The sequence below is a fragment of the Methylobacterium sp. W2 genome, from assembly GCF_020662345.1.
GTDB lineage: Bacteria > Pseudomonadota > Alphaproteobacteria > Rhizobiales > Beijerinckiaceae > Methylobacterium.
This window is the reverse complement of the sequence record NZ_VMOA01000004.1, coordinates 57228-76959: the sequence shown is the minus strand read 5'-3', so window position 1 is coordinate 76959 and position 19732 is coordinate 57228. Positions and strand designations below refer to the sequence as shown.

The 19732-nt window shown below is 66.3% G+C and carries 20 protein-coding genes; 13 read left to right on the top strand and 7 right to left on the bottom strand.

Features of this window, described 5'->3' with window-relative positions; all coding sequences use genetic code 11:
* The first annotated feature begins 77 nt into the window (after positions 1-77).
* Positions 78-302, top strand: coding sequence for a DUF2007 domain-containing protein (locus FPV16_RS03460; protein ID WP_227436225.1), 225 nt, complete (start codon positions 78-80; stop codon positions 300-302).
* Positions 295-1074 (top strand): tRNA1(Val) (adenine(37)-N6)-methyltransferase, encoded by a 780-nt coding sequence (locus tag FPV16_RS03455; protein WP_227436119.1) that lies wholly within the window; start codon positions 295-297, stop codon positions 1072-1074. The genes FPV16_RS03460 and FPV16_RS03455 overlap by 8 nt, the downstream gene beginning before the upstream one ends.
* Before the next feature lie 60 nt (positions 1075-1134).
* Here the strand turns inward: FPV16_RS03455 and FPV16_RS03450 are convergent, their stop codons facing one another.
* Entirely contained in the window at positions 1135-1503 is a 369-nt protein-coding gene (locus FPV16_RS03450) for a hypothetical protein (protein ID WP_227436117.1), read from the bottom strand.
* 199 nt (positions 1504-1702) lie between these two features.
* Between FPV16_RS03450 and FPV16_RS03445 the strand changes: the two genes are divergently transcribed.
* Positions 1703-2581, top strand: coding sequence for a S49 family peptidase (locus tag FPV16_RS03445; RefSeq protein WP_227436115.1), 879 nt, complete (start codon positions 1703-1705; stop codon positions 2579-2581).
* 4 nt (positions 2582-2585) lie between these two features.
* Here FPV16_RS03445 and FPV16_RS03440 read toward each other — a convergent pair whose 3' ends face one another.
* On the bottom strand, positions 2586-2840 hold the full coding sequence (locus FPV16_RS03440) for a hypothetical protein (protein WP_227436113.1): 255 nt from the start codon (positions 2838-2840) through the stop codon (positions 2586-2588).
* A 217-nt stretch (positions 2841-3057) separates the two neighbouring features.
* Between FPV16_RS03440 and FPV16_RS03435 the strand changes: the two genes are divergently transcribed.
* From FPV16_RS03435 to FPV16_RS03425, 3 genes are all read left to right on the top strand, one after another.
* On the top strand, positions 3058-4005 hold the full coding sequence (locus FPV16_RS03435; RefSeq protein ID WP_227436110.1) for a glycine--tRNA ligase subunit alpha: 948 nt from the start codon (positions 3058-3060) through the stop codon (positions 4003-4005).
* Between the two features lie 136 nt (positions 4006-4141).
* Positions 4142-6319, top strand: coding sequence for a glycine--tRNA ligase subunit beta (glyS, locus tag FPV16_RS03430; RefSeq protein ID WP_227436108.1), 2178 nt, complete (start codon positions 4142-4144; stop codon positions 6317-6319).
* 102 nt (positions 6320-6421) lie between these two features.
* Positions 6422-6661: a hypothetical protein gene (locus tag FPV16_RS03425; RefSeq protein ID WP_227436107.1), complete on the top strand. Its 240-nt coding sequence runs from the start codon at positions 6422-6424 to the stop codon at positions 6659-6661.
* A 124-nt stretch (positions 6662-6785) separates the two neighbouring features.
* Here FPV16_RS03425 and FPV16_RS03420 read toward each other — a convergent pair whose 3' ends face one another.
* Both FPV16_RS03420 and FPV16_RS03415 read right to left on the bottom strand, forming a co-directional pair.
* Positions 6786-7274: a GNAT family N-acetyltransferase gene (locus tag FPV16_RS03420; protein ID WP_227436104.1), complete on the bottom strand. Its 489-nt coding sequence runs from the start codon at positions 7272-7274 to the stop codon at positions 6786-6788.
* The gene (locus FPV16_RS03415) at positions 7271-8839 is read right to left on the bottom strand and encodes a glucan biosynthesis protein (RefSeq protein ID WP_227436103.1); all 1569 of its coding nucleotides are present in this window, start codon (positions 8837-8839) and stop codon (positions 7271-7273) included. Before FPV16_RS03415 ends, FPV16_RS03420 begins: the two co-directional genes overlap by 4 nt.
* 844 nt (positions 8840-9683) lie before the next feature.
* Between FPV16_RS03415 and FPV16_RS03410 the strand changes: the two genes are divergently transcribed.
* Together FPV16_RS03410 and FPV16_RS03405 are read left to right on the top strand one after the other, a co-directional pair.
* A complete protein-coding gene (locus tag FPV16_RS03410) occupies positions 9684-10850 on the top strand; it encodes a type III PLP-dependent enzyme (protein WP_227436102.1) in 1167 nt (388 codons plus the stop codon).
* Positions 10851-10990: 140 nt separating this feature from the next.
* Positions 10991-11536 (top strand): GNAT family N-acetyltransferase, encoded by a 546-nt coding sequence (locus FPV16_RS03405; RefSeq protein WP_227436101.1) that lies wholly within the window; start codon positions 10991-10993, stop codon positions 11534-11536.
* Positions 11537-11539: 3 nt separating this feature from the next.
* Here FPV16_RS03405 and FPV16_RS03400 read toward each other — a convergent pair whose 3' ends face one another.
* Complete coding sequence (locus FPV16_RS03400; RefSeq protein ID WP_227436100.1) at positions 11540-11707, bottom strand: hypothetical protein; 168 nt, start codon at positions 11705-11707, stop codon at positions 11540-11542.
* Positions 11708-12036: 329 nt separating this feature from the next.
* On the opposite strand from FPV16_RS03400, the gene FPV16_RS03395 reads away from it, so the two are divergent.
* From FPV16_RS03395 to FPV16_RS03375, 5 genes are all read left to right on the top strand, one after another.
* Entirely contained in the window at positions 12037-13482 is a 1446-nt protein-coding gene (locus FPV16_RS03395; protein WP_227436099.1) for a homospermidine synthase, read from the top strand.
* Positions 13483-13707: 225 nt separating this feature from the next.
* A complete protein-coding gene (locus FPV16_RS03390) occupies positions 13708-14274 on the top strand; it encodes a Uma2 family endonuclease (RefSeq protein ID WP_227436098.1) in 567 nt (188 codons plus the stop codon).
* A gap of 35 nt (positions 14275-14309) precedes the next feature.
* Positions 14310-14651 carry a hypothetical protein gene (locus FPV16_RS03385; protein ID WP_227436097.1) on the top strand — a complete coding sequence of 114 codons (342 nt, stop codon included), beginning with the start codon at positions 14310-14312 and terminating at the stop codon, positions 14649-14651.
* A 124-nt stretch (positions 14652-14775) separates the two neighbouring features.
* On the top strand, positions 14776-15624 hold the full coding sequence (locus FPV16_RS03380; RefSeq protein ID WP_227436096.1) for a DUF1206 domain-containing protein: 849 nt from the start codon (positions 14776-14778) through the stop codon (positions 15622-15624).
* 75 nt (positions 15625-15699) lie between these two features.
* Positions 15700-17667, top strand: coding sequence for an SDR family NAD(P)-dependent oxidoreductase (locus FPV16_RS03375; RefSeq protein ID WP_227436094.1), 1968 nt, complete (start codon positions 15700-15702; stop codon positions 17665-17667).
* Here the strand turns inward: FPV16_RS03375 and FPV16_RS03370 are convergent.
* Together FPV16_RS03370 and FPV16_RS03365 are read right to left on the bottom strand one after the other, a co-directional pair.
* Positions 17664-18593, bottom strand: coding sequence for an NAD-dependent epimerase/dehydratase family protein (locus FPV16_RS03370; RefSeq protein ID WP_227436092.1), 930 nt, complete (start codon positions 18591-18593; stop codon positions 17664-17666). The two genes, FPV16_RS03375 and FPV16_RS03370, sit on opposite strands and share 4 nt — an antisense overlap.
* The gene (locus FPV16_RS03365) at positions 18590-19600 is read right to left on the bottom strand and encodes an MraY family glycosyltransferase (RefSeq protein ID WP_227436090.1); all 1011 of its coding nucleotides are present in this window, start codon (positions 19598-19600) and stop codon (positions 18590-18592) included. Before FPV16_RS03365 ends, FPV16_RS03370 begins: the two co-directional genes overlap by 4 nt.
* Positions 19601-19732: the final 132 nt, after the last annotated feature.

Here is a 19732-nt window from a genome sequence, read left to right as displayed (position 1 = left end):
AGGCGCTGCAACATCCCGCGTTTCTCCCTGTATACAAAGGGCGGCGGCAGGGGGCCGCCGATGGGGCGGGTGGACGCATGACCGAGCTGATCCGGAGCAACGACATCGTCCTGATGGGCTTTGCCGAGTCGCTGCTGCAGGGGGCGGATATCCCGGTCCTGATCGCCGACACACATATGAGCCTGCTCGAAGGCTCGATCGGCGCTTTCGCCCGCCGGCTGCTCGTTCCGGACGATCACGCGTCCGATGCGCGACGGCTTCTGGAGGATGCTGGCCTGGCGCACGAACTGCGCGATGCGTGATGTGAGCGCCGAGGAGGCGGTCACCGAGGCTGCGACCGCCGATCTGTGGCTCGGCGGCCGTCTTCGCCTGTATCAGCCGCCGCGCGGGGACCATCGCGCCGGCACGGACGCGGTGCTCCTGAGCCGAGCCGTGCGGCCGCCACCGGGGGCGGTCATCATCGATGTCGGCGCGGCCACCGGGGCCGTGGGGCTGGCGGTGGCCACCTACGAGGCGACGGCAAAGGTCATCCTGGTCGAGCGTGACCCGGACCTCGCCGCCCTCGCAAGCAGGAACATCCAGGGGAACGGCCTCGATGGCCGGGTCGTGGTGACCGCCGCCGATATTCTCTCGGTCGAGAGCCGGAGGGCGGCCGGACTATCGTCGAACATGGCGGATCTGGTCCTCACCAATCCGCCCTTCTTCGAATCGGGGCGCCACAGGTCATCGCCCGTCCCGGGAAAGGCCTCGGCCCATACGTTTTCCGGCGGCGATCTCGAATCTTGGCTCAAAGCCTGTCTCGACCTCCTGAAGCCCGGCGGGACGCTCGGCCTGATACATCGCGCCGATGCCCTGCCGGATTGCCTGGCCGCCCTGCGGAAGCGTTTCGGCCGGATCGTCACGAGACCGGTCCAGGCTCGGAGCGAGCGGCCCGCGATCCGGGTTCTGGTGACGGGCATCAAGGGGAGCCGCGCGCCGTTCACTCTAGCGCCTTCCCTCATCCTGCAGGGAGCCGACGGAACGATGACGCCGGAGGCCGACGCGCTTCACCGCGGGCTGTCCTGGCCACCGTGAAGGTTTTTGCGGCGAGGAAGGGCGTCCTCGCCGCGAACGGATACGCTTCGAATCGACCGCTCAGTAGAACCGGCGCCAGTGATGATGGCGGCGGTGCCAGTGATGGCGATGCCAGTGATGACGCCGGTGCCAATAGGGCCGGCGCCATCCATAGGCCGAACGGTGGTAGCCGTAGATCGGACGGTAGTAGCGCGGCCGCCAGTAGTGCCGGCGGTAGCCGTAATGCGGACGGTGCCAGTAATGGCGCCGATGCCAATGATGCCGGCGGCGCCAGTGGTGCCGACGCCAATGCGCCTTCTCCACGAGTTCCGTTCCGGCGGTGCCCGCGACGGCGGCCACGGGTAGCGGCGCCGCGCGTGCCTGGGACAGGGACCCGTAGGCCCCTCCCAGCACCCCGACCAGAACGATCATCCACGTCACGATACGCATGATGGTCAGTCTCCCTGTTTCGGCGGATCGCATCTCGGCGACCGCAGACCTGCGGCCGAGTGCTGCGATACCGGCAGAGTGAAACGGCAAAGCCTGTAAAACGGTTCGATCGTCGCCATTTCGTGATGTCCGGTTTGGACACGAGGTCAGTCCCTCGCGACCGGGCTGGCCACTTCCCCATTCAGCCGAGACGAAACCGATGCCCCTCGCCCTGCCGCGCTTCCTTCACCCGATCGTTCCGAAGGCGTGGCGCGGCCGCAAGCCCACCGTGGCGGTCATCCGCCTCAGCGGTGTCATCGGTGCCGTGTCGCCTCTGCGGTCCGGTCTCTCCATGGCGACGGTGGCGTCCAGCCTGGAAGGCGGCTTCGGGATGGCGGGCGTCTCTGCGGTGGCGCTCATCATCAACTCGCCCGGCGGATCGCCGGCGCAATCCCACCTCATCCACCGTCGCATCCGCGCGCTCGCTGTGGAGAAGAAGCTGCCCGTCTACGCTTTCGTCGAGGATGTCGCCGCCTCCGGCGGTTACATGATCGCTTGCGCGGCGGATGAGATCGTCGCCGATCCGACGTCGCTGATCGGGTCAATCGGGGTGGTTTCCGCCGGTTTCGGCTTCGACAAGCTCATCGAACGGATCGGCATCGAGCGTCGTGTCCATACCCAGGGTGAGGCCAAGGCCATGCTCGACCCGTTCCGCCCTGAGAATCCAGAAGACATCGTGCGCTTGAAGGCGATCCAGGCCGACGTGCAGGATCTCTTCACTTCGCTCGTCAACGAGCGCAGGCCCGCCGTGAGGGCGGGCGCTGATAACCTGTTCACTGGCGCCGTCTGGACGGGTCGCCAAGCATTGCCCCTCGGTCTCATCGACGCGCTGGGAGATGTGCGAACGACCCTGAGGGCCCGCTTCGGCGACGACGTCGTGCTAAAGCTCGTCGCCGAGAAGCAGGGATCGTTCGTCGGGAGGCTGCTGCGGCGGGCCGTGCCGGGCTCGACGATGATCGCCCTTGCCGGCACCAGTCTTGCCGCGGACGCCCTCGCCGCGATCGAGGAGCGGGGAGCCTGGGCGCGCTACGGACTGTGAGACCTCAGCGGAGCGCGACCGTGCAAGCCGAAGACGGGGCACCGTAGCCCGAATAGACCACCCGGACCTTGCGTGTGCAGGTCTCCGTCGCAGCGGGGGCCGGCACGGAGGAAACCTCGATCGCCGTCACCGGGGCGGGCATGGCGACGATGTCGGCCCTGTCGGTGGTGGCCAGTGCGTTCGAGGCGCCGACGACGAACGGCGTGGCGGCCAGCGATGCTGCAAAAAGTGCGGCGAATACAGTGATCGACTTGCGCATGGTCCGGCCTCCGCAATGCTCGCCGCTCTTTTGTGAGCCGGCATATCCCTTGATTTGTGCTTAGAACCAGCGACAAGCGGGACAGTTCCGGCGATAAACTCAATCGTGGCGAAAATGTGTGCCGCCGCGCACCCGCTTTCGGGGAACGGCTCGGCTTGACTCCGCAAGCCCGCCTCTTAAACGCTGCCGCCCTTTCCCGCTGACCGGAAGCTTCCCCATGTCGAGCGCACAAGCCCTGCCGAGCGCTGTCGATCTCGCACCCAGGACCTCGTTCCAGGGTCTGATCCTGACGCTGCAGAATTTCTGGGCCGCACAGGGCTGCGTGATCCTCCAGCCCTACGACATGGAAGTGGGGGCCGGCACGTTCCATCCCGCCACCACCTTGCGGGCACTCGGCCCGAAGCCCTGGAAGGCAGCCTATGTCCAGCCCTCGCGACGCCCGAAGGATGGCCGCTACGGCGAGAACCCCAATCGGCTGCAGCATTATTACCAGTTTCAGGTGATTCTGAAGCCGAACCCGCCGAACCTGCAGGAACTCTACCTAGCCTCCCTCGCCGCCATCGGCGTCGACCTCGGCCTCCATGACATCCGCTTCGTCGAGGACGATTGGGAGAGCCCGACATTGGGCGCCTGGGGGCTTGGCTGGGAGTGCTGGTGCGACGGCATGGAGGTGAGCCAGTTCACCTATTTCCAGCAGGTCGCCGGGATCGAGTGCTCACCCGTCGCCGGCGAACTCACCTACGGTCTTGAGCGCCTCGCCATGTACGTCCAGGGCGTCGAGAACGTCTACGACCTGAACTTCAACGGTGGCACGGGCGACGACAAGGTCACATATGGCGACGTCTTCCTCCAGGCCGAGCAGGAATATTCGCGCCACAACTTCGAGGCGGCGGACACTGCGATGCTGTTCCGCCAGTTCACCGACGCGGAGAAGGCCTGCCGCACCTATCTCGTTGCCGGCGCGCCGGAAGATGACGCGGGCCGGCACAGGATGGCGCAGCCGGCCTACGACCAGTGCATCAAGGCGAGCCACGTCTTCAATTTGCTCGATGCCCGCGGCATCATCTCGGTGACCGAGCGCCAGAGCTACATCCTCCGGGTGCGGGAATTGGCGAAGGCCTGTGGCGCGGCGTGGCTGAAGACGGCGGGTGGCGGCGTGGTTTGAAAGGATAGGCAATTCATAGAGATCGGTCATTTCCTGTAAAATGCCCGTTGAGTTTTATATCCTCACTTAAAAATCGATGGCCGCAACAGTCGCGCCAACGACATCCTGACTATCATTTCGGACGCGACCTGACCCCATGCCTGATCTCCTCCTCGAACTGCGCTCCGAAGAGATTCCCGCCCGCATGCAGCGGCGCGCGGCGGACGACCTGCGGAAGCTCGTCACCGATGCCTTGGTGGAGCGCGGCTTCCTCTACGAGGGCGCCAAGGCCTTCTCCACCCCGCGCCGGCTTGCCCTGCACGTGGCCGGCCTGCCGCCGCGCGGCAAGGACGTGCGCGAGGAGCGTAAAGGACCTCGCGTCGGCGCACCGGATGGGGCGATCCAAGGGTTCCTCAAGAGCGCGGGTCTGACGAGCCTCGATCAGGCGACCACCGTCACCGACCCGAAGAAGGGCGAGTTCTACGTGGCCGTGATCGAGCGTCCCGGCCGGGACACGATCGACGTGCTGGCCGAAATCCTGCCGGCGATCATCAAGAGCTTCCCCTGGCCGAAATCCATGCGCTGGGGCGCGGCCTCGGTCCAGCCGGGAAGCCTGCGCTGGGTGCGACCGCTGCAATCCATCGTGGCGACCTTCGGCCCCGAGACCGAAACGCCCGAGATCGTGCCTTTCTCCGTGGATGGGATCACCGCCGGCACCACCACCTACGGCCACCGCTTCCTGGCCCCGGACGCCATCGAGGTTCGCCGCTTCGACGATTACGTCCAGTCGCTTGAGCGTGCCAAGGTCGTGCTCGACCCGGATCGGCGCAAGGACATCATCCTGCACGATGCCCGCGATCTTGCTTTCGCGCGTGGCCTCGAACTCGTGGAGGACGAGGGCCTGCTCGACGAGGTCGCCGGCCTCGTGGAATGGCCAGTGGTGCTCCTCGGGACCTTCGATCCGAGCTTCCTCGACATCCCGGCCGAGGCGATCCGCGCCACCATTCGGGCCAACCAGAAGTGCTTTGTGCTACGCGAGTCCGGCTCCGACACCCTGGCTCCCGCCTTCATCCTCGTCTCGAACCTCGTCGCCAGCGATGGCGGCATCGCCATCACCGGCGGAAACGAGCGCGTGGTCCGCGCTCGCCTCTCGGACGCGAAGTTCTTCTGGGAAACCGACAAGGCGATCCGACTCGAAGACCGTCTGGCAAAACTCGACAGCATCGTCTTTCACGAGAAGCTCGGGACACAGGGTGAGCGGGTGGCGCGTATCGCGTCGCTGGCGCGTGGCATCGCACCCACTATTGGCGCCGACGTACAACTCGCCAGTCGCGGCGCTCAGCTCGCGAAAGCCGATCTCGTCACGGAAATGGTCGGGGAGTTTCCGGAGCTTCAGGGCCTCATGGGTCGCAAATATGCGGCGCTTCAAGGCGAGCATCCCAGCGTCTGTGCGGCGGTGGAAGAGCACTACAAACCCGTCGGTCCATCCGACCGAGTGCCGGCCGATCCTGTTTCGATCGCTGTGGCCTTGGCGGACAAGTTCGATACCCTTGCCGGTTTCTGGTCTATCGATGAGAAGCCCACCGGCAGCAAGGATCCCTATGCGCTCAGAAGGGCAGCCCTTGGGGTGGTCCGACTGATTCTGGAGAACGGATTGCGTCTGAATCTCCGAGAGGATGTGTTGGAGGACGCTTTTTATGTCCAGAAGAACCGGCACGTCGTCATCATGACCTTTTCCGGAGATGACGACCGCGATTTGGCCGCGCTGGAGAACCACGGGAGTCTCGAAGATCCCCTTCCCGGCGATCTCCTCGCCTTCTTCGCCGACCGCCTCAAAGTCTATCTCCGCGACCAGGGCGCCCGCCACGATCTGATCGATGCCGTCTTCGCCCTGCCCGGCCAGGACGATCTCCTCATGGTCGTCCGCCGCGTGGAGGCCCTGGGCCAGTTCCTCGAGACCGACGACGGCAAGAACCTGCTCGCCGGCTACAAGCGCGCGGCCAACATCCTCCGGATCGAGGAGAAGAAGGACGGGCGCTCCTACGAGGCCGAGCCGGATCGCGCCGCCATCGCCGCCTCCGGCGAGCCAGAGGAGCAGGCCTTGTCTCAGGCGCTCGTGGCCGCGCGTCAGTCCGTTTCGGCAGCCGTGGCGGCGGAGGATTTTTCGGGGGCCATGCGGGCGCTCTCGACCCTGCGCGCGCCGGTGGACGCGTTCTTCGAGAAGGTCATCGTCAATGCGGACGATCCGGTCTTGCGCGAGAACCGCCTCGCTCTACTCAACGCCCTGCGCGCAGCTACCCGCGAAGTCGCCGACTTCTCGAAGATCGAAGGATAGCCTCGCGTGAGGGGGGTGGGAGAATTTGGCAATTCAGGATCGAGGACGGGAACGGTCCAGCTCGCCCCGTCGTTGGGGCGCATGGTTTCGAAGGAGATGTCCATGCGTCAATCGATCCTCACCACCGCCGCGCTGCTGACCCTCTTCGGCGCCTCGGCGGTCCAGGCCCAGACCACGATCATCGAACGTGAGGTGCCCGAGCGCGTCATCATCGAGCGGCCGGAATCCGAAACCCGCACCGTCGAGACCCGTGAGACGCGCGACGGCTGCCGGGTGAAATCGGTGACCCGCGAGAACGAAGAAGGCGACCGCAAGACAGTGACCCGCGAATCCTGCGACTGATCCGCCACAGGACCGTTCGCCGTCCCAGATGTGACACCGAACCATTGCCGGTCGTTCCGAGCCCCGCCATGTGGCTCGGAACGACTTTCTAGGAAGGCACATCGTCGGTGCCCGTGACGCCCAACTACAAGGCCTTCTCGTAGCGCCACGCTTCCATGCCGTCCTCGTAGTAGCCTTCGAGGACGGCGAAGCGCGCATAGCCATGGCGCTCGTAGAGGCGGATGCCAGCGCCGTTATCGGCCCTCACCTCCAACCGCAGCATCGTGCAGCCCTGCGCTTTTGCATCGGCCTCCGCTGCGTCCAGCATGATGCCGCCGAGCCCCTGGCCGGCGCGCCCCGGGGACACCGCGATGGACGAAAGCCGGCAGCTTCGGCTTCCCTTGCGGCGCTCCAGCGTCGCCGCCGCCACCAGGATGGACTTGTCCTCGGCATCGAGTGCCACCAGCAGCGACATCGACGGAGAGCCGATGGCGTGGCGGATCGCCCTCCTCTCCGCGCGGTCTCCCGAGAAAGCGGCGTGTTCGAGGGCGACCAGGGCGTCGAGGTCACCCAGCGTCGCCGGGCGGATCGTGACCGGGGTGACCGTCGATCTCTTGCGGGCCAGGGCGCTCACGCTGCGGTCCAGGGATAGAGCCAGGTCTCCGAGAGGGTGCGGCCCCCGGCACGCAGGAAAGCGCGCAGGTCGGTTGATGGGTCCGCCGTGTCGAGGGTGACGTCGATCGCCGCGCGCAGCCCGCCCGTATGCGGGTTAGGGGTAAGCGACGTCGCGGTAATCCGCCCTCGCGACGCGCCGGCAATGACCTCCACCTTGCTCGGGTCGGGCAGGTAGTAAGGCAATTCGCCACCGGCGAAATCGACGAGGAAGCGTCGGCTCAACGCACCTTTCGGCTCCTCCTCCTTGGCGGCGCCGCTGGCGCTCGTTGCTGCCAGGAAGGTGTTCACCACGCGCGCCCCCGGATGCAGGTCAGTCCCCGAACTCAGGGCACGCACGCGGTAGGACAGCCGAACCGGTTCGCCCGCCGGATAGGGCTGCTTTGGACGCCAATAGGCGACGATGTTGTCGTTGACCTCGGTGTCGGTGGGCAATTCCATCAGGGTGACGGCGCCCTCGCCCCAGCCGCCCTCGGGCTCCACAAAATAGCTTGGCCTCCGGTCGTAGGAGGCTTCCAGATCCTGATAGGATTCGAAGGCACGGTCGCGCTGCATCAGGCCGAACCCCTTGGGATCGCGATCGACGAAGGACGAGATGCGTCGCGCCTTCGGATTGTCCAGGGGGCGCCAAAGCCATTCGCCCGATCCGGCCGCGATCTGGAGCCCGTCGGAATCGTGGAGCTCCGACCGGTAATCGTCGGAGTGATGCCGGTCGTTCTCGCCGATGAAGAACATCGAGGTCAGCGGCGCGAGCCCGACGGAGGGGAGCGCGACCCTCGGGAACAACGTCGAGCGCACGGCGACGCTGGTCTCATCGCCGGGCTTCACGGTGAAGGCGAAAGCGCCGGTCACCGAGGGGCTGTCCAGCAGGGCGTGGACCAGCAGGGCATCGGCGTTCGTCTCCGGCATCGTCACCCAGAACTCGCGGAAGACCGGGAATTCCTCCGGAGCACCGTCCCCCTCAACATTGAGGGCGAGGCCCCGCGCCGACAGACCGTAGAGCTGATCGCGGCCGAGGAAGCGGTAATAACTAGCACCGAGGAAGACGATGAGTTCGTCGAGCAGGTTTGGCTTGTTGAGGTAGCTATGGAAGCGGAGGCCGGCGAAGCCGAGATCGACCGGGAGCGGCTTGTCGAGCTTCGTCCGTCCCATGTCGAACAGGCTCGACTGATAGGCGATCGGCGTCGCGATGCCGCGCCGCACGAGGTTCACGGTGACGGGCCGCGTATAGAGAAAGCCGACATGGAAGAGCTGCAGCCGGAACGGACTGCCTTCGCCCCCGAGAAAGGCCTTGTCCGGTCGGAAGCGGATGTCACGCCAGGCATCGTAATCGAGTTTGGCGATGGGCGCCGGCAGAGTCGGCACGCGGGCATCGTAGGCGACCTTGGCAAGCTCTCCGGCGCGACGCTCGACCTCCTCGAAATCGAAGGGTTTGGGTGCGCGCCCTTCCTGCGCCGTCGATGCGGTGCCGGCGACGGACAGGGCGGCGATCGCAGTGAGAAGCGCGCGGCGGGTGGGCTCGGTCATGATCCTGCGGCTCTGGTCGGTGGTGAGGGACGATCGGGCTTCCCCGCACGGTCCCATCCAACCACCTCATCCTGAAGTGCCCGCCTCGGCGGGCCTCGAAGGAGCCCTCCAGAGGCCGCCATGCGTGCTGGAGCCCTCCTTCGAGGCCTCCACGACGCTCCGGCACCTCAGGATGAGGCGGTGGACTGGACTGGTTCGATCAGCATGAAAACCGCCTGCTCAATGACCCGTTCGTCACGCATTGGAAAGGGCCTCCGAACTCGTGTGAGCCTTCGCGGTCACAATGGCGGGGAACGGCCGGTTTTTTGCGGGCTCGGGACCGTTTTTCCTTGTTGCGGAGGCGCATGAGACGTATACGCGCCTTGCCCAATTTCGCACGTGCCTGTGGCCGCGTGTCGGTTGGTGGGCATCCGGCCAACTGCCGGACAGCCGCCAGGGGTCTTAAAGGATCGATGGTCGACAGGGTGGATTCCCTCCGGCCGGCATCCAGGTGGCAACACCGGACCCCGACAACAACCGGCAGCCGGAGGCGAAACCGGCGAACCCCGCTCTCCACGGGGGACGCAGCTTAAAGCAACGACGAACGGGCTTTTTTGGTCTCGTCGGCCCTCCAAAGGCCGGCACCGAAGAGGCTTGTTTCTCTTTGCCCGGCGTGCGGTGGGGATCCCCCTTCCAATCCACGGCAGCTTCCGGGTGTTGATGCGCCCGCGGTCGACGACGTGTCTCCAAAGCACGCCGCCTGTCGCGTCGCATCGCCCCCAGACGCCGGACGGCTGATCGCCGTCCTGATTTCGACAGCGCGCCCCGCGACCGGGCGCTTGCGAACCTGTGGGTTGGAACGACCATGACCGATCGTATCCGCGATTTTCTGCGCGCTCGCCGTGACATGGGCCAGGACGAAGGCCCGGTGATGGTGCTCGACCTCGATGTCGTGCGCGACAACTTCACCGCCTTCGCCCGCGCGCTGCCCGATACCCGCGTCTTCTACGCGGTCAAGGCGAACCCGGCTCCGGAAGTGCTGCGCCTGCTCGCCGAGATGGGCTCCTGCTTCGACACGGCTTCCGTGGTCGAGGTGGAAATGGCGCTCGCCTCGGGAGCCACCGCCGACCGGATCTCCTTCGGCAACACCATCAAGAAGGAGCGCTGTATCGGCCGCGCACTCAAGCTCGGCGTGCGCCTGTTCGCCGTCGATTGCGAAGCCGAAGTCGAGAAGATCTCTCGCGCGGCCGATGCGGTCGGGATCGAAGCCGGCGAGGTCCAGGTGTTCTGCCGCATCCTGTGCGACGGCGCCGGAGCCGAATGGCCGCTGTCGCGCAAGTTCGGCTGCGTGCCGGAGATGGCCGTCGACGTGCTGGAGCATGCCTGCCGCCAGGGCCTGCACGCCTATGGCGTGTCGTTCCATGTGGGCTCGCAGCAGGGCAACACCGAAGCCTGGGACGGTGCGCTCGCCTCCGCCTCCACGATCTTCCGCGAATGTGCGGATCGGGGCATCACCCTGTCCATGGTCAATCTCGGCGGCGGTTTCCCCACCAAGTATCTTAAGGCCGTTCCGGGGGTCGAATCCTACGGCGACGCGATCTTCCGCGCGCTCACCAAGCATTTCGGCAACCAGCTGCCGGAGACCATCATCGAGCCGGGCCGCGGCATGGTCGGCAATGCCGGCATGATCGAGGCCGAGGTGATCCTAGTCTCTAAGAAGTCCGATGCCGAGGACGAGATCCGCTGGGTCTACCTCGATATCGGCAAGTTTGGTGGTCTCGCCGAGACCATGGACGAGTCGATCCGCTACGCGATCCGTACCGAGCACGACGAGGATCGCATGTCTCCCTGCGTGCTCGCCGGGCCGACCTGCGATTCCGCCGATGTGCTCTACGAGAAGGTGCCCTACCCGCTCCCCGTCTCGCTTTCCATCGGCGACAAGGTGCTGATCGAAGGGGCCGGGGCCTACACCACCACCTATGCGGCGGTGGCGTTCAACGGCTTCCCGCCTCTTCAGCAATACGTCATCTGACCGCGATATAATCGTCGGCCGAACGGCTTCACGGCCGTTCGGCAGCGGACGCGGACGGTTCCGTCGCCCATCCCCGGCGCAGAACCGCACGCCGTTACGTCAGTCGGGTTACCCGGCAGGACCTGGGAAAGGGCACGGCCTTGATCGAAATTCGTGACGAACGGCCGACCGATCTATCGGCACGGGAGCAACTGCTCGATACCTGCTTCGGCCCGGGGCGATTCCTCAAGACGTCCGAGCGTCTGCGCGAGGGACGCATGCCCGCCAACGGTCTGTCACTGACCGCTGAACTGAGCGGCCGTGTTGTCGGTACCGTTCGTCTGTGGCACGTGGAGGCGGGGCCCGGTCGGCCTGCCCTGCTGTTGGGGCCGCTCTCCGTCGATCCCTTGCTTCAGGGCCACGGCCTGGGCAGCACCCTGATGTGGGCCTCGATCGGCAGGGCACGTGCCCTCGGTCACGGCGCCATCGTCCTGATCGGCGATGCGCCGTATTATGCCCGCTTCGGTTTTTCCGGTGATCTCATGACCGGGCTGTCGATGCCCGGTCCGTTCGAACGGGCCCGGTTCCTCGGGCTCAATCTCCGCAGAGGGGCGCTGGATGGGGCCACCGGCATTCTCTCCGCTTCAGGCACCCTCGAAGAGGCTGCCTGTTCGGAGAGATTGGGTGCACGACGACAGGCTGCATGAGCGCTAGACGGCGGTCGTGGTCGTCGCCTGATCGCAACGGCGGCGGAAAGCTGCATCGTGCTGGCGGCGCACGGCGCGGATCAGGGCCGCAGCGAGGGTGATGACGCCCGGATCGCGATCGATCGGCTCTTCGGCCGGCGCGGGGGTGTTGGCGATAAACAAGGATAACATCGGAACTCCGTCATATGGCGTTCTGGCGTTTCCCGTCCCTTGAACGTGTCGATACCATATTTGTTGCATTGCAATATCGGCGCGGTGCGTACCGTTCGCAACGGCGTCCATCGGGAAGCCGACCCGCGTATGATTCATGCGTCGGCGTAACTCCATGTTAACGGTCTTTTCGGTTGGGCCACTCGTGGTCCATGAGGCGGGAGGCAGCGATATGGTTGACCGCGCGCCCTCAACCCGCCACTAGCCCGTCGCCTGACCGTCATTTCCGCCGACTAAGGACGTGCCTCGCTCGTTGAGTTCGAGCGGGGCCGAGAAGAAGGAATGCCCGCATGACCGAAGCCGTCACCACTTGGCCCGTCCACGGCCGCATCAGCGGTCCTATCGTGATGATCGGCTTCGGCTCGATCGGTCGCGGCACCCTGCCGCTCATCGAGCGCCATTTCGAATACGACAAGACGCGCTTCACCGTGGTCGAGCCCTCGGACGCCCATAAGTCTCTTGCCGACCAGCACGGCCTGCGCTTCGAGCAGGTGGCGCTCACCAAGGACAATTACCGCGAGATCCTGACCCCCCTCCTCACCGAGGGCGGCGGCCAGGGCTTCTGCGTGAACGTCTCGGTGGACACCTATTCCCGCGCCATCATGGAATTGTGCCGTGAGCTCGGCGCCTTCTACATCGATACCGTCGCCGAGCCCTGGCCCGGCTTCTACTTCGACAAGTCCAAGAGCCAGGGTGATCGCACCAACTACGCCCTGCGCCAGGACATCCTCGACGCGCGGTCCGCCAATCCCGGCGGCACCACCGCCGTCTCGTGCTGCGGCGCCAATCCCGGCATGGTCTCGTGGTTCGTGAAGCAGGGGCTCCTCAACGTCGCCTCCGATCTCGGCCTGACCACGCCGGAGCCGAAGACCCGCGACGAGTGGGCCGCCCTCATGCGCGAAGTTGGCGTCAAGGGCATCCATATCGCCGAACGCGACACCCAGCGTGCCAAGGGCCCGAAGCCCATGGGCGTCTTCGTCAACACCTGGTCGGTGGAAGGCTTCGTCTCCGAGGGCAATCAGCCGGCCGAGCTCGGCTGGGGTACCCATGAGACCTGGCGCCCGGACAATGCCCGCGATCAGGAGAAGGGCTCGCGTTGCGCGATCTACCTGCTCCAGCCCGGTGCCGACACCCGCGTACGGTCCTGGACGCCGACCGCCCAGGGCCAGTTCGGCTTCCTCGTGACCCATAACGAGGCCGTGTCGATCTCCGATTATTACACGGTGCTGGAGGGCGAGCGCGCCGCCTACCGCCCGACCTGTCACTACGCTTACCACCCCTGCAACGACGCCGTGCTCTCGCTCCACGAGATGTTCGGTAAGGCGGCCGCGGTGCAGGAGAAGCACCACATCCTGGACGAGAACGAGATCGTCGACGGGATCGATGAGCTCGGCGTGCTCCTCTACGGTCACGAGAAGAACGCCTATTGGTTCGGCTCGCAGCTCTCCATCGAGGAGACGCGCCGCATCGCGCCGTACCAGAACGCCACCGGCCTTCAGGTGACCTCGGCCGTGCTCGCGGGCATGGTCTGGGCCTTGGAGAACCCCGAGGCCGGCATCGTCGAGGCCGACGAGATGGATTTCCGCCGCTGCCTCGAAGTGCAGATGCCGTATCTCGGCCCCGTGGTCGGCGTGTACACCGACTGGACGCCGCTCACCGGCCGTCCGGGTCTGTTCCCGGAAAACATCGACGAGACCGACCCCTGGCAGTTCCGGAACGTCCTCGTTCAGAGCTGAGTCGACGAACGGAGCGCGGGATCGTACTCCCCGCGCTCCGTGCCCTCTGCTTGATGTCAAGCGTCGGGCCACGATCGGCGAGGACCGAAGCCACGTCTGTCCCGAGGCCGCGCTGCGGAACCCGGGATGCTGTCAGAGCACGACTGCATAGCGGCTCGCTCTGCACGGATGTTGCAGGCCCCCGGCGGGATGCTACCATCCCGCATCCGATCGGGAGCCCCTGCCATGGCCGTCGCCGCGCGCCGCGATACCCGCATGACCGTCTCCGAGTTCCGCCCCTGGGCCGAGCCCCGGCCCGACGAGGAGCGCTGGGAACTGATCGACGGCATACCCCTGCTGATGTCGCCGCCCTCCGCGCGCCACCAGCGCATCGTCTCCAACCTGATCAGACGCCTCGACGAATTCGCCGAAGGTTGGGGCTGCAATGCGCTTCCCGGCCTCGGCGTGCTCAGCGCCGCCGTCGACGATTTCGCGCCGATTCCCGACATCGTGGTGACCTGCGGCCCGCTCGGCCCGGACGGCTATGCCAGCGACACCCTGCTTGTGGCCGAGGTCTTGTCCCCCAGCACGATGAGTCTCGATCGCGGCCGCAAGACTGATTTCTACCGTTCCGTGCCGAGCCTGCGGACCTTCCTGATCGTTTCCCAGGACGAGGTCAGGGTCGAGGCCTGGCGCCGGACCGAGGCGGGGAGTTGGACGGTGGAGGCCCTGTATCGCGACGACAGTCTCGTTCTTCCCGAACTCGGTGGCGCCGTGCCAGTCGGCGCCCTCTATACCGGACTGCCCCTCTGAGCCTCCCATCGCCCTCGCCGCGTCAGGTCCCGCCCTTGCCCCACTTTGAAGATTTCTACGCCGACAAGCTGCGCGGTTCTCTGGGAGTCACTGATGCGGAATCCGTTCTCGACTTGCGCGGGACGAACCGTCCAACGGCCGAAGCATCCCTGAACGACATGCTCGAACGCAGCCGCTTCGGCAAAAGCAAGACGGTGGCGATCCGCTTCGATCCCCCGCCGGAGGGGGGCGGCGAGACCCTGTTCCAGCCTGTTGGGCGGCTGCTGCTCGACGCGAAGCGCAAGGGCATTGTCGACCGGCTTCAGACCCTTCCCGCTGGCGACGGCCTGGGATTCTATGTGGCCCTCGCCGGCAAGACGACGCGGTCCAACGAATAGGACGAGCGGATCTTGTGTCGGCAATGAAGTGAGGGCCATGCCGGAGCCGTCCGGGCCCACCGGCGTTGGGGATGGCGCGGCACAACGAGCCGTCTCCGAAGCATGCCATCGTGAAGGTCTCCTCGTGAAGCGACTGGGCCGCAATACCATCGAGCGTTTCGCGCGCATGGGGTTCGGTGCCAGGGGCATCGTCTACTGCATCGTCGGCGGGCTGGCGCTTCTCGCTGCGCTGGGTCAGGGCGGTCGGGCGGGCGACAGCGAAAGCGCGATCCGCTGGGTCTTCCTCGGCCCGTTCGGGGCGATCCTCGTCGGCCTCATCGCTTTGGGTCTGTTCGGCTTCGCGACCTGGCGCTTCGTCGAATCTATCACCGACGCCGATCGTCATGGCACCTCGGCAAAAGGGCTCGCCGTTCGACTGGCGCATTTCGGCAGCGGCATCGTCGCCGTCGGCCTCGGCATCACGGCGGCGAGCCTCGCCCTCGGCCTTGGGCGACGCGCCGGTGGCGGCGACGGATTGCAGGATTGGACCGCTTGGCTCCTGGCGAAGCCCTTCGGCCCGTGGCTGGTTGGCCTGATCGGCCTGGGGATCATCGGCGGAGGAATCGCCTTCCTCGTGAAGGCCTGGAAGGGTGATGTCACGGACCGGCTCGCCCTCGACGAAGCCCATTGCCGATGGGTCAAGCCGCTTGGCCAGTTCGGCTATGCTGCGCGCGGGATCGCGTTCGTCATCATCGGTAGCTTCGTGATGGTTGCCGCGTGGTACCAGGCCTCTTCGGAGGTGAAGGGACTCGCAGGCGCCTTCTCCGCCCTTCGGTCTCAGACCTACGGCGCGGCTCTCCTGGGAATCGTCGCGGCGGGGCATCTCGCTTTCGGCGTGTTCGGCCTCATCCAGGCCTGGTATCGGCGCATCGACGCGCCGGACCTCGACGAAACCGACGATGCGGTTAGGCGGGCGGTACAGTCCCTGACCTGATGGGCTGCCTCGCTGTCCGTGGACGCGTTGACAGAGAGGCATCCCGTCGCCGATACCGCGCCCGGCCCGGAGCCCATGCAGCAGCGTATCTATAAGTCGGCGGTGATGGTGGTCCACGATTGCGTGGCGACCGTCCTGGCCGTGACCCTCACCTTCGTCTTTCGGTTCAACGGTGAGTTGCTCACCGAGCGTTTGCACGCGCTCCCGATTCTTCTGCCGCCTTTCGTCGCCTTCGCTGCGCTGATCTACAGCTGGTTCAAGCTCTACCGAACCAAGTGGCGTTTCGCCTCGCTTCCCGACCTCGCGGGAATCGTGAAGGCCGCGAGCGTGCTCGCCCTGACGCTCCTCGTGGTCGATTACGTACTCGTTTCCGCGAGCTTGTACGGCTTTTACTTCTTCGGGAAGATCGCCATCGCCCTGTACTGGGTGCTGCAGATCTTCCTGCTGGGCGGCACCCGACTCGCCTTTCGCTACCTGAAATACTCTCGTTCGCGGCAGAGCCAGGCTCGTAGCGCCACGACCCCGACGCTGCTGCTGGGACGCGGCAGGGATATCGAACTCCTCCTCCGCGCCATCGAAGCGGGCTCTGTGCGGCGGCTTTCCCCCAAGGGAATCCTGTCGCCACGTATTAACGAGACCGGCCAGATCATGCGCGGAATCCCCGTGCTGGGTGGATTTTCGGATCTCGAACGCGTCGTCGCGAATTTCTCTGCCGAGGGAACCCCCGTGCGGCGTCTCGTGGCCGTGCCCAACGCCCTGACGCCCGAGGCCGGACCCGACGACCTGATCGCCCGCGCCCGGCGCCTCGGCGTTCCGCTCTCGCGGGTCACCAGTCTCGGCGAGGGGATGCGCGATGCCGAACTGGCGCCCCTGGAGATCGAGGACCTGCTCCTTCGGCCTACCGTCTCCATCGATCGGCCGCGTCTGGAGCGCTTTCTGAAGGGAACGCGCGTCATCGTCACCGGCGGCGGTGGTTCGATTGGTTCAGAGATCGTTGCCCGGGCCGTCGCCTTCGGTGCCGCATCGATCCTGGTCGTGGAGAATTCGGAGCCGGCCCTCCATGGCATCCTGAGCCAGCCCGCCATTGCGGCAGCGGACGTGACCGGCGCCTTGTGCGACATCCGCGACCGGGAACGCCTGCACGGCGTCTTCGCCGCCTTCCGGCCGGATTACGTGTTCCATGCTGCCGCCCTGAAGCAGGTGCCGTATCTGGAGCGGGACTGGTCCGAGGGCATCAAGACCAACGTCCTCGGTTCCATCAACGTGGCGGATGCGACGGTCGCGGCTCGCGCCCGCGCCATGGTGATGATCTCCACCGACAAGGCGATTGAGCCGGTCTCCCAACTCGGCGTCACCAAGCGTCTGGCCGAGATGGTGGCTCAGGCTCTCGATGCCGAGCAGGCCGCCGCTCCGCAGGAGAAGCCGACCCGGCTGATCGCCGTGCGGTTCGGCAACGTACTGGGCTCGGTGGGGTCGGTGGTTCCGGTGTTCAAGGCGCAGATTGCGCGGGGCGGCCCGGTCACCGTCACTGATGCGGAGATGGTTCGCTACTTCATGACCGTGCGAGAAGCCGCCGACCTCGTTCTCACCGCCGCCTCCCACGGTGACCGCGAGGGACGCTCCCTCTCCCTGACCACCCCAGAATCCGACCAGCGCGCGGCGGTCTACGTGCTGAAGATGGGCCAGCCCGTGCGGATCCTCGACCTCGCCGAGCGGATGATCCGCCTTGCCGGGTTCGAGCCGGGCGAGGATATCGAATTGGTTTTCACCGGTTCACGGCCGGGAGAGCGCCTGAATGAGATCCTGTTCGCCCGCGAAGAGCCGCGTGTCGCCCTCGACGGGATCGACGGCGTCATGGCGGCCAAGCCCGTCTTCGCCGACAGGTCCGTGCTGGAAGCCTGGATCGCGGCGCTGAAGCGGGCGGTGGAGACCCATGACAGGGCCGCTGCCGATCTGGTGTTCGAGACCGCCATCCCGGATTATCGCAACCGGCCGAAATGCGTCCCCGGGCCGAAGCCTAACCCGGTGACCGTACCCGCTTAGCCAGCATTCTCCATGCGGGCGAGGGCCGCGAGACCTTCGGAGGATGTCAGCGTAGGTGACCAGCCCAGCGCCGAAAGCCCGTCGGCACGCGCCACGAGGTCGCCCGACAGGCGCTCGAAGACCTCCCTCCGACCCGTTACACGGCAGGCGAGGCCGAACAGGCTCGATGGACACGGGATGAGGCCGGCGCGCCGGCCGAGACCGGCCCTCAACGCCGCGATCATCTCGGGCAAGCTGAGCGCGTCAGGTTCGGCGGCCACCAGGGGACGGCCGAGCGGCCCCTGATGGCGCAGCACCGTGACGATGGCCGCCGACAGGTTCTCCACCGAGATCAGCGACCGACGTCCCGTCAGGCTCGCGAGCGGCAGCGGATAGGGCGTGCGTGCGAGCCGCAGGAGCGCGGCCATGTTGCCCTTCACGCCCGCCCCGTAGACGAGGACCGGGCGCAGGGCGGCCCAGTCTATCCCAATCTCGGCCAAAGCTTCCTCGGCGGCGAGTTTCGAGCGGCCATAGGCATCGGTGGGATGTGGCCGGTCGTCTTCGGTGACGGGGCCGGGCGCGCTGATTCCGGTCTGCGCCCTGATCGAGGAGAGAAACACGAAGCGCCCGACCCGCGCCTTGGCGGCGGCTTCGGCGAGACGTCGCGTCGCGTCGATGTTCGAAGAACGGTAATCGTCCTCCGGCGTGCCGGACATGGCATGGGCGAGGCCGGCGGAATGGACGATGGCGTCGACGCCGGACAACGCCGCCGCCATGTTCATGGGACGGCTCAAATCCCCGACCACGGCCCCGCTGGCGCCGGGTGGCAACTCGACCGGGCGGCGCAGCAGTACCCGGACCCGATATCCGTCGTCGGACAGCGAGCGCAGCAGATGGCGGCCAATGAAGCCGGTGGCACCGGTGAGCGCGATGACATTTCCGCTCAAGGGGCATTTCCTCTTCGCATCGTCGAGAACTGTTGCAGGACCAGGGCGACGAGGGCCGTTCCCGCCCCCATCGCCGCGACCGTGACGAGCCAGGACGGCCAAAGCAAGGTCGCCCCCGCCAGGACCGCCAGGGCGATGTCGAGGAGGAAGACCCGGGTGACGACCTGCATCACCGAGAAGCCATTCGCGGTGGCGCGCTGGTAGTAGTGGCTGCGATGCGCCTGCCAGACCGGCTCGCCCTTTGCGGCACGGCGCACCAGCGTCAGCGTGGCATCAGCGAGGTAGTAGAGCGGAAGCAGGATGGCAGCCGCCAGTCCGCCCTGCAGGCTCAACCGATACAGAAGCCACGCTACGAGGAGGCCGATGGGCAAGGAGCCGACATCGCCCAGGAACAGGCGGGCCACCGGGCGGTTGAACGGCGCGAATCCGATCAGTGCACCGAGCAGGGATGCAGCCACGAGGGTCGGCAGCGGCGGCAGACCGCCGATGAGCCCGAAGAGCATGAGCGCGCCGGTGACGGGCACCATGGCGGAGACCGTCATCCAGTCGAGCCCGTCCATGAAGTTCGTCAGGTTCACGAACCATACGCCGGCCAGGACCGCGAAAGCCCGTTCGGCGGCGAGCGGGACATCCGGAAGCAGCCGGCCATCCACGGACAGGACAAGACCGGCGACGACGAGCGTCTGAAGACCGAGGCGGAGGGAGGCCGGCAGCGGACGGATGTCGTCCACGGCGCCGACCACGGCGAGGATCAGCGTCGCATGAGCGAGGACGAGCGCCTCCATCGCGTCCGGCATCGGCGGTGTCAGCGATGCAAGGAGCCCGCAGGCAGCGAGGATGGCAAGCACGATGGCAATGCCCGCCCCCTGGGGCGTCGGGACGGTATGGCTCGACCGAGCGATCGGCCGCGCAAGCGCGTATCGCTGCAGCAGCGGTTTCAGAAGGACGATCAGGACCGCGCTGAGGCCGGCGGCCAGCGGTACGGCGACGAGCGGCGCAAAGGGCATTGTCGTGTGAGGTTCCGCTGGTGTCGACCGGTCGTACGGACGCCGTACTTCGCCTCACCGCGGGAGAGAAGTGCCCTGTCTTCGGGAACGGCACCTCTCCTCCACCCGTTTCGCCGGCACCCTCTCCCGAAT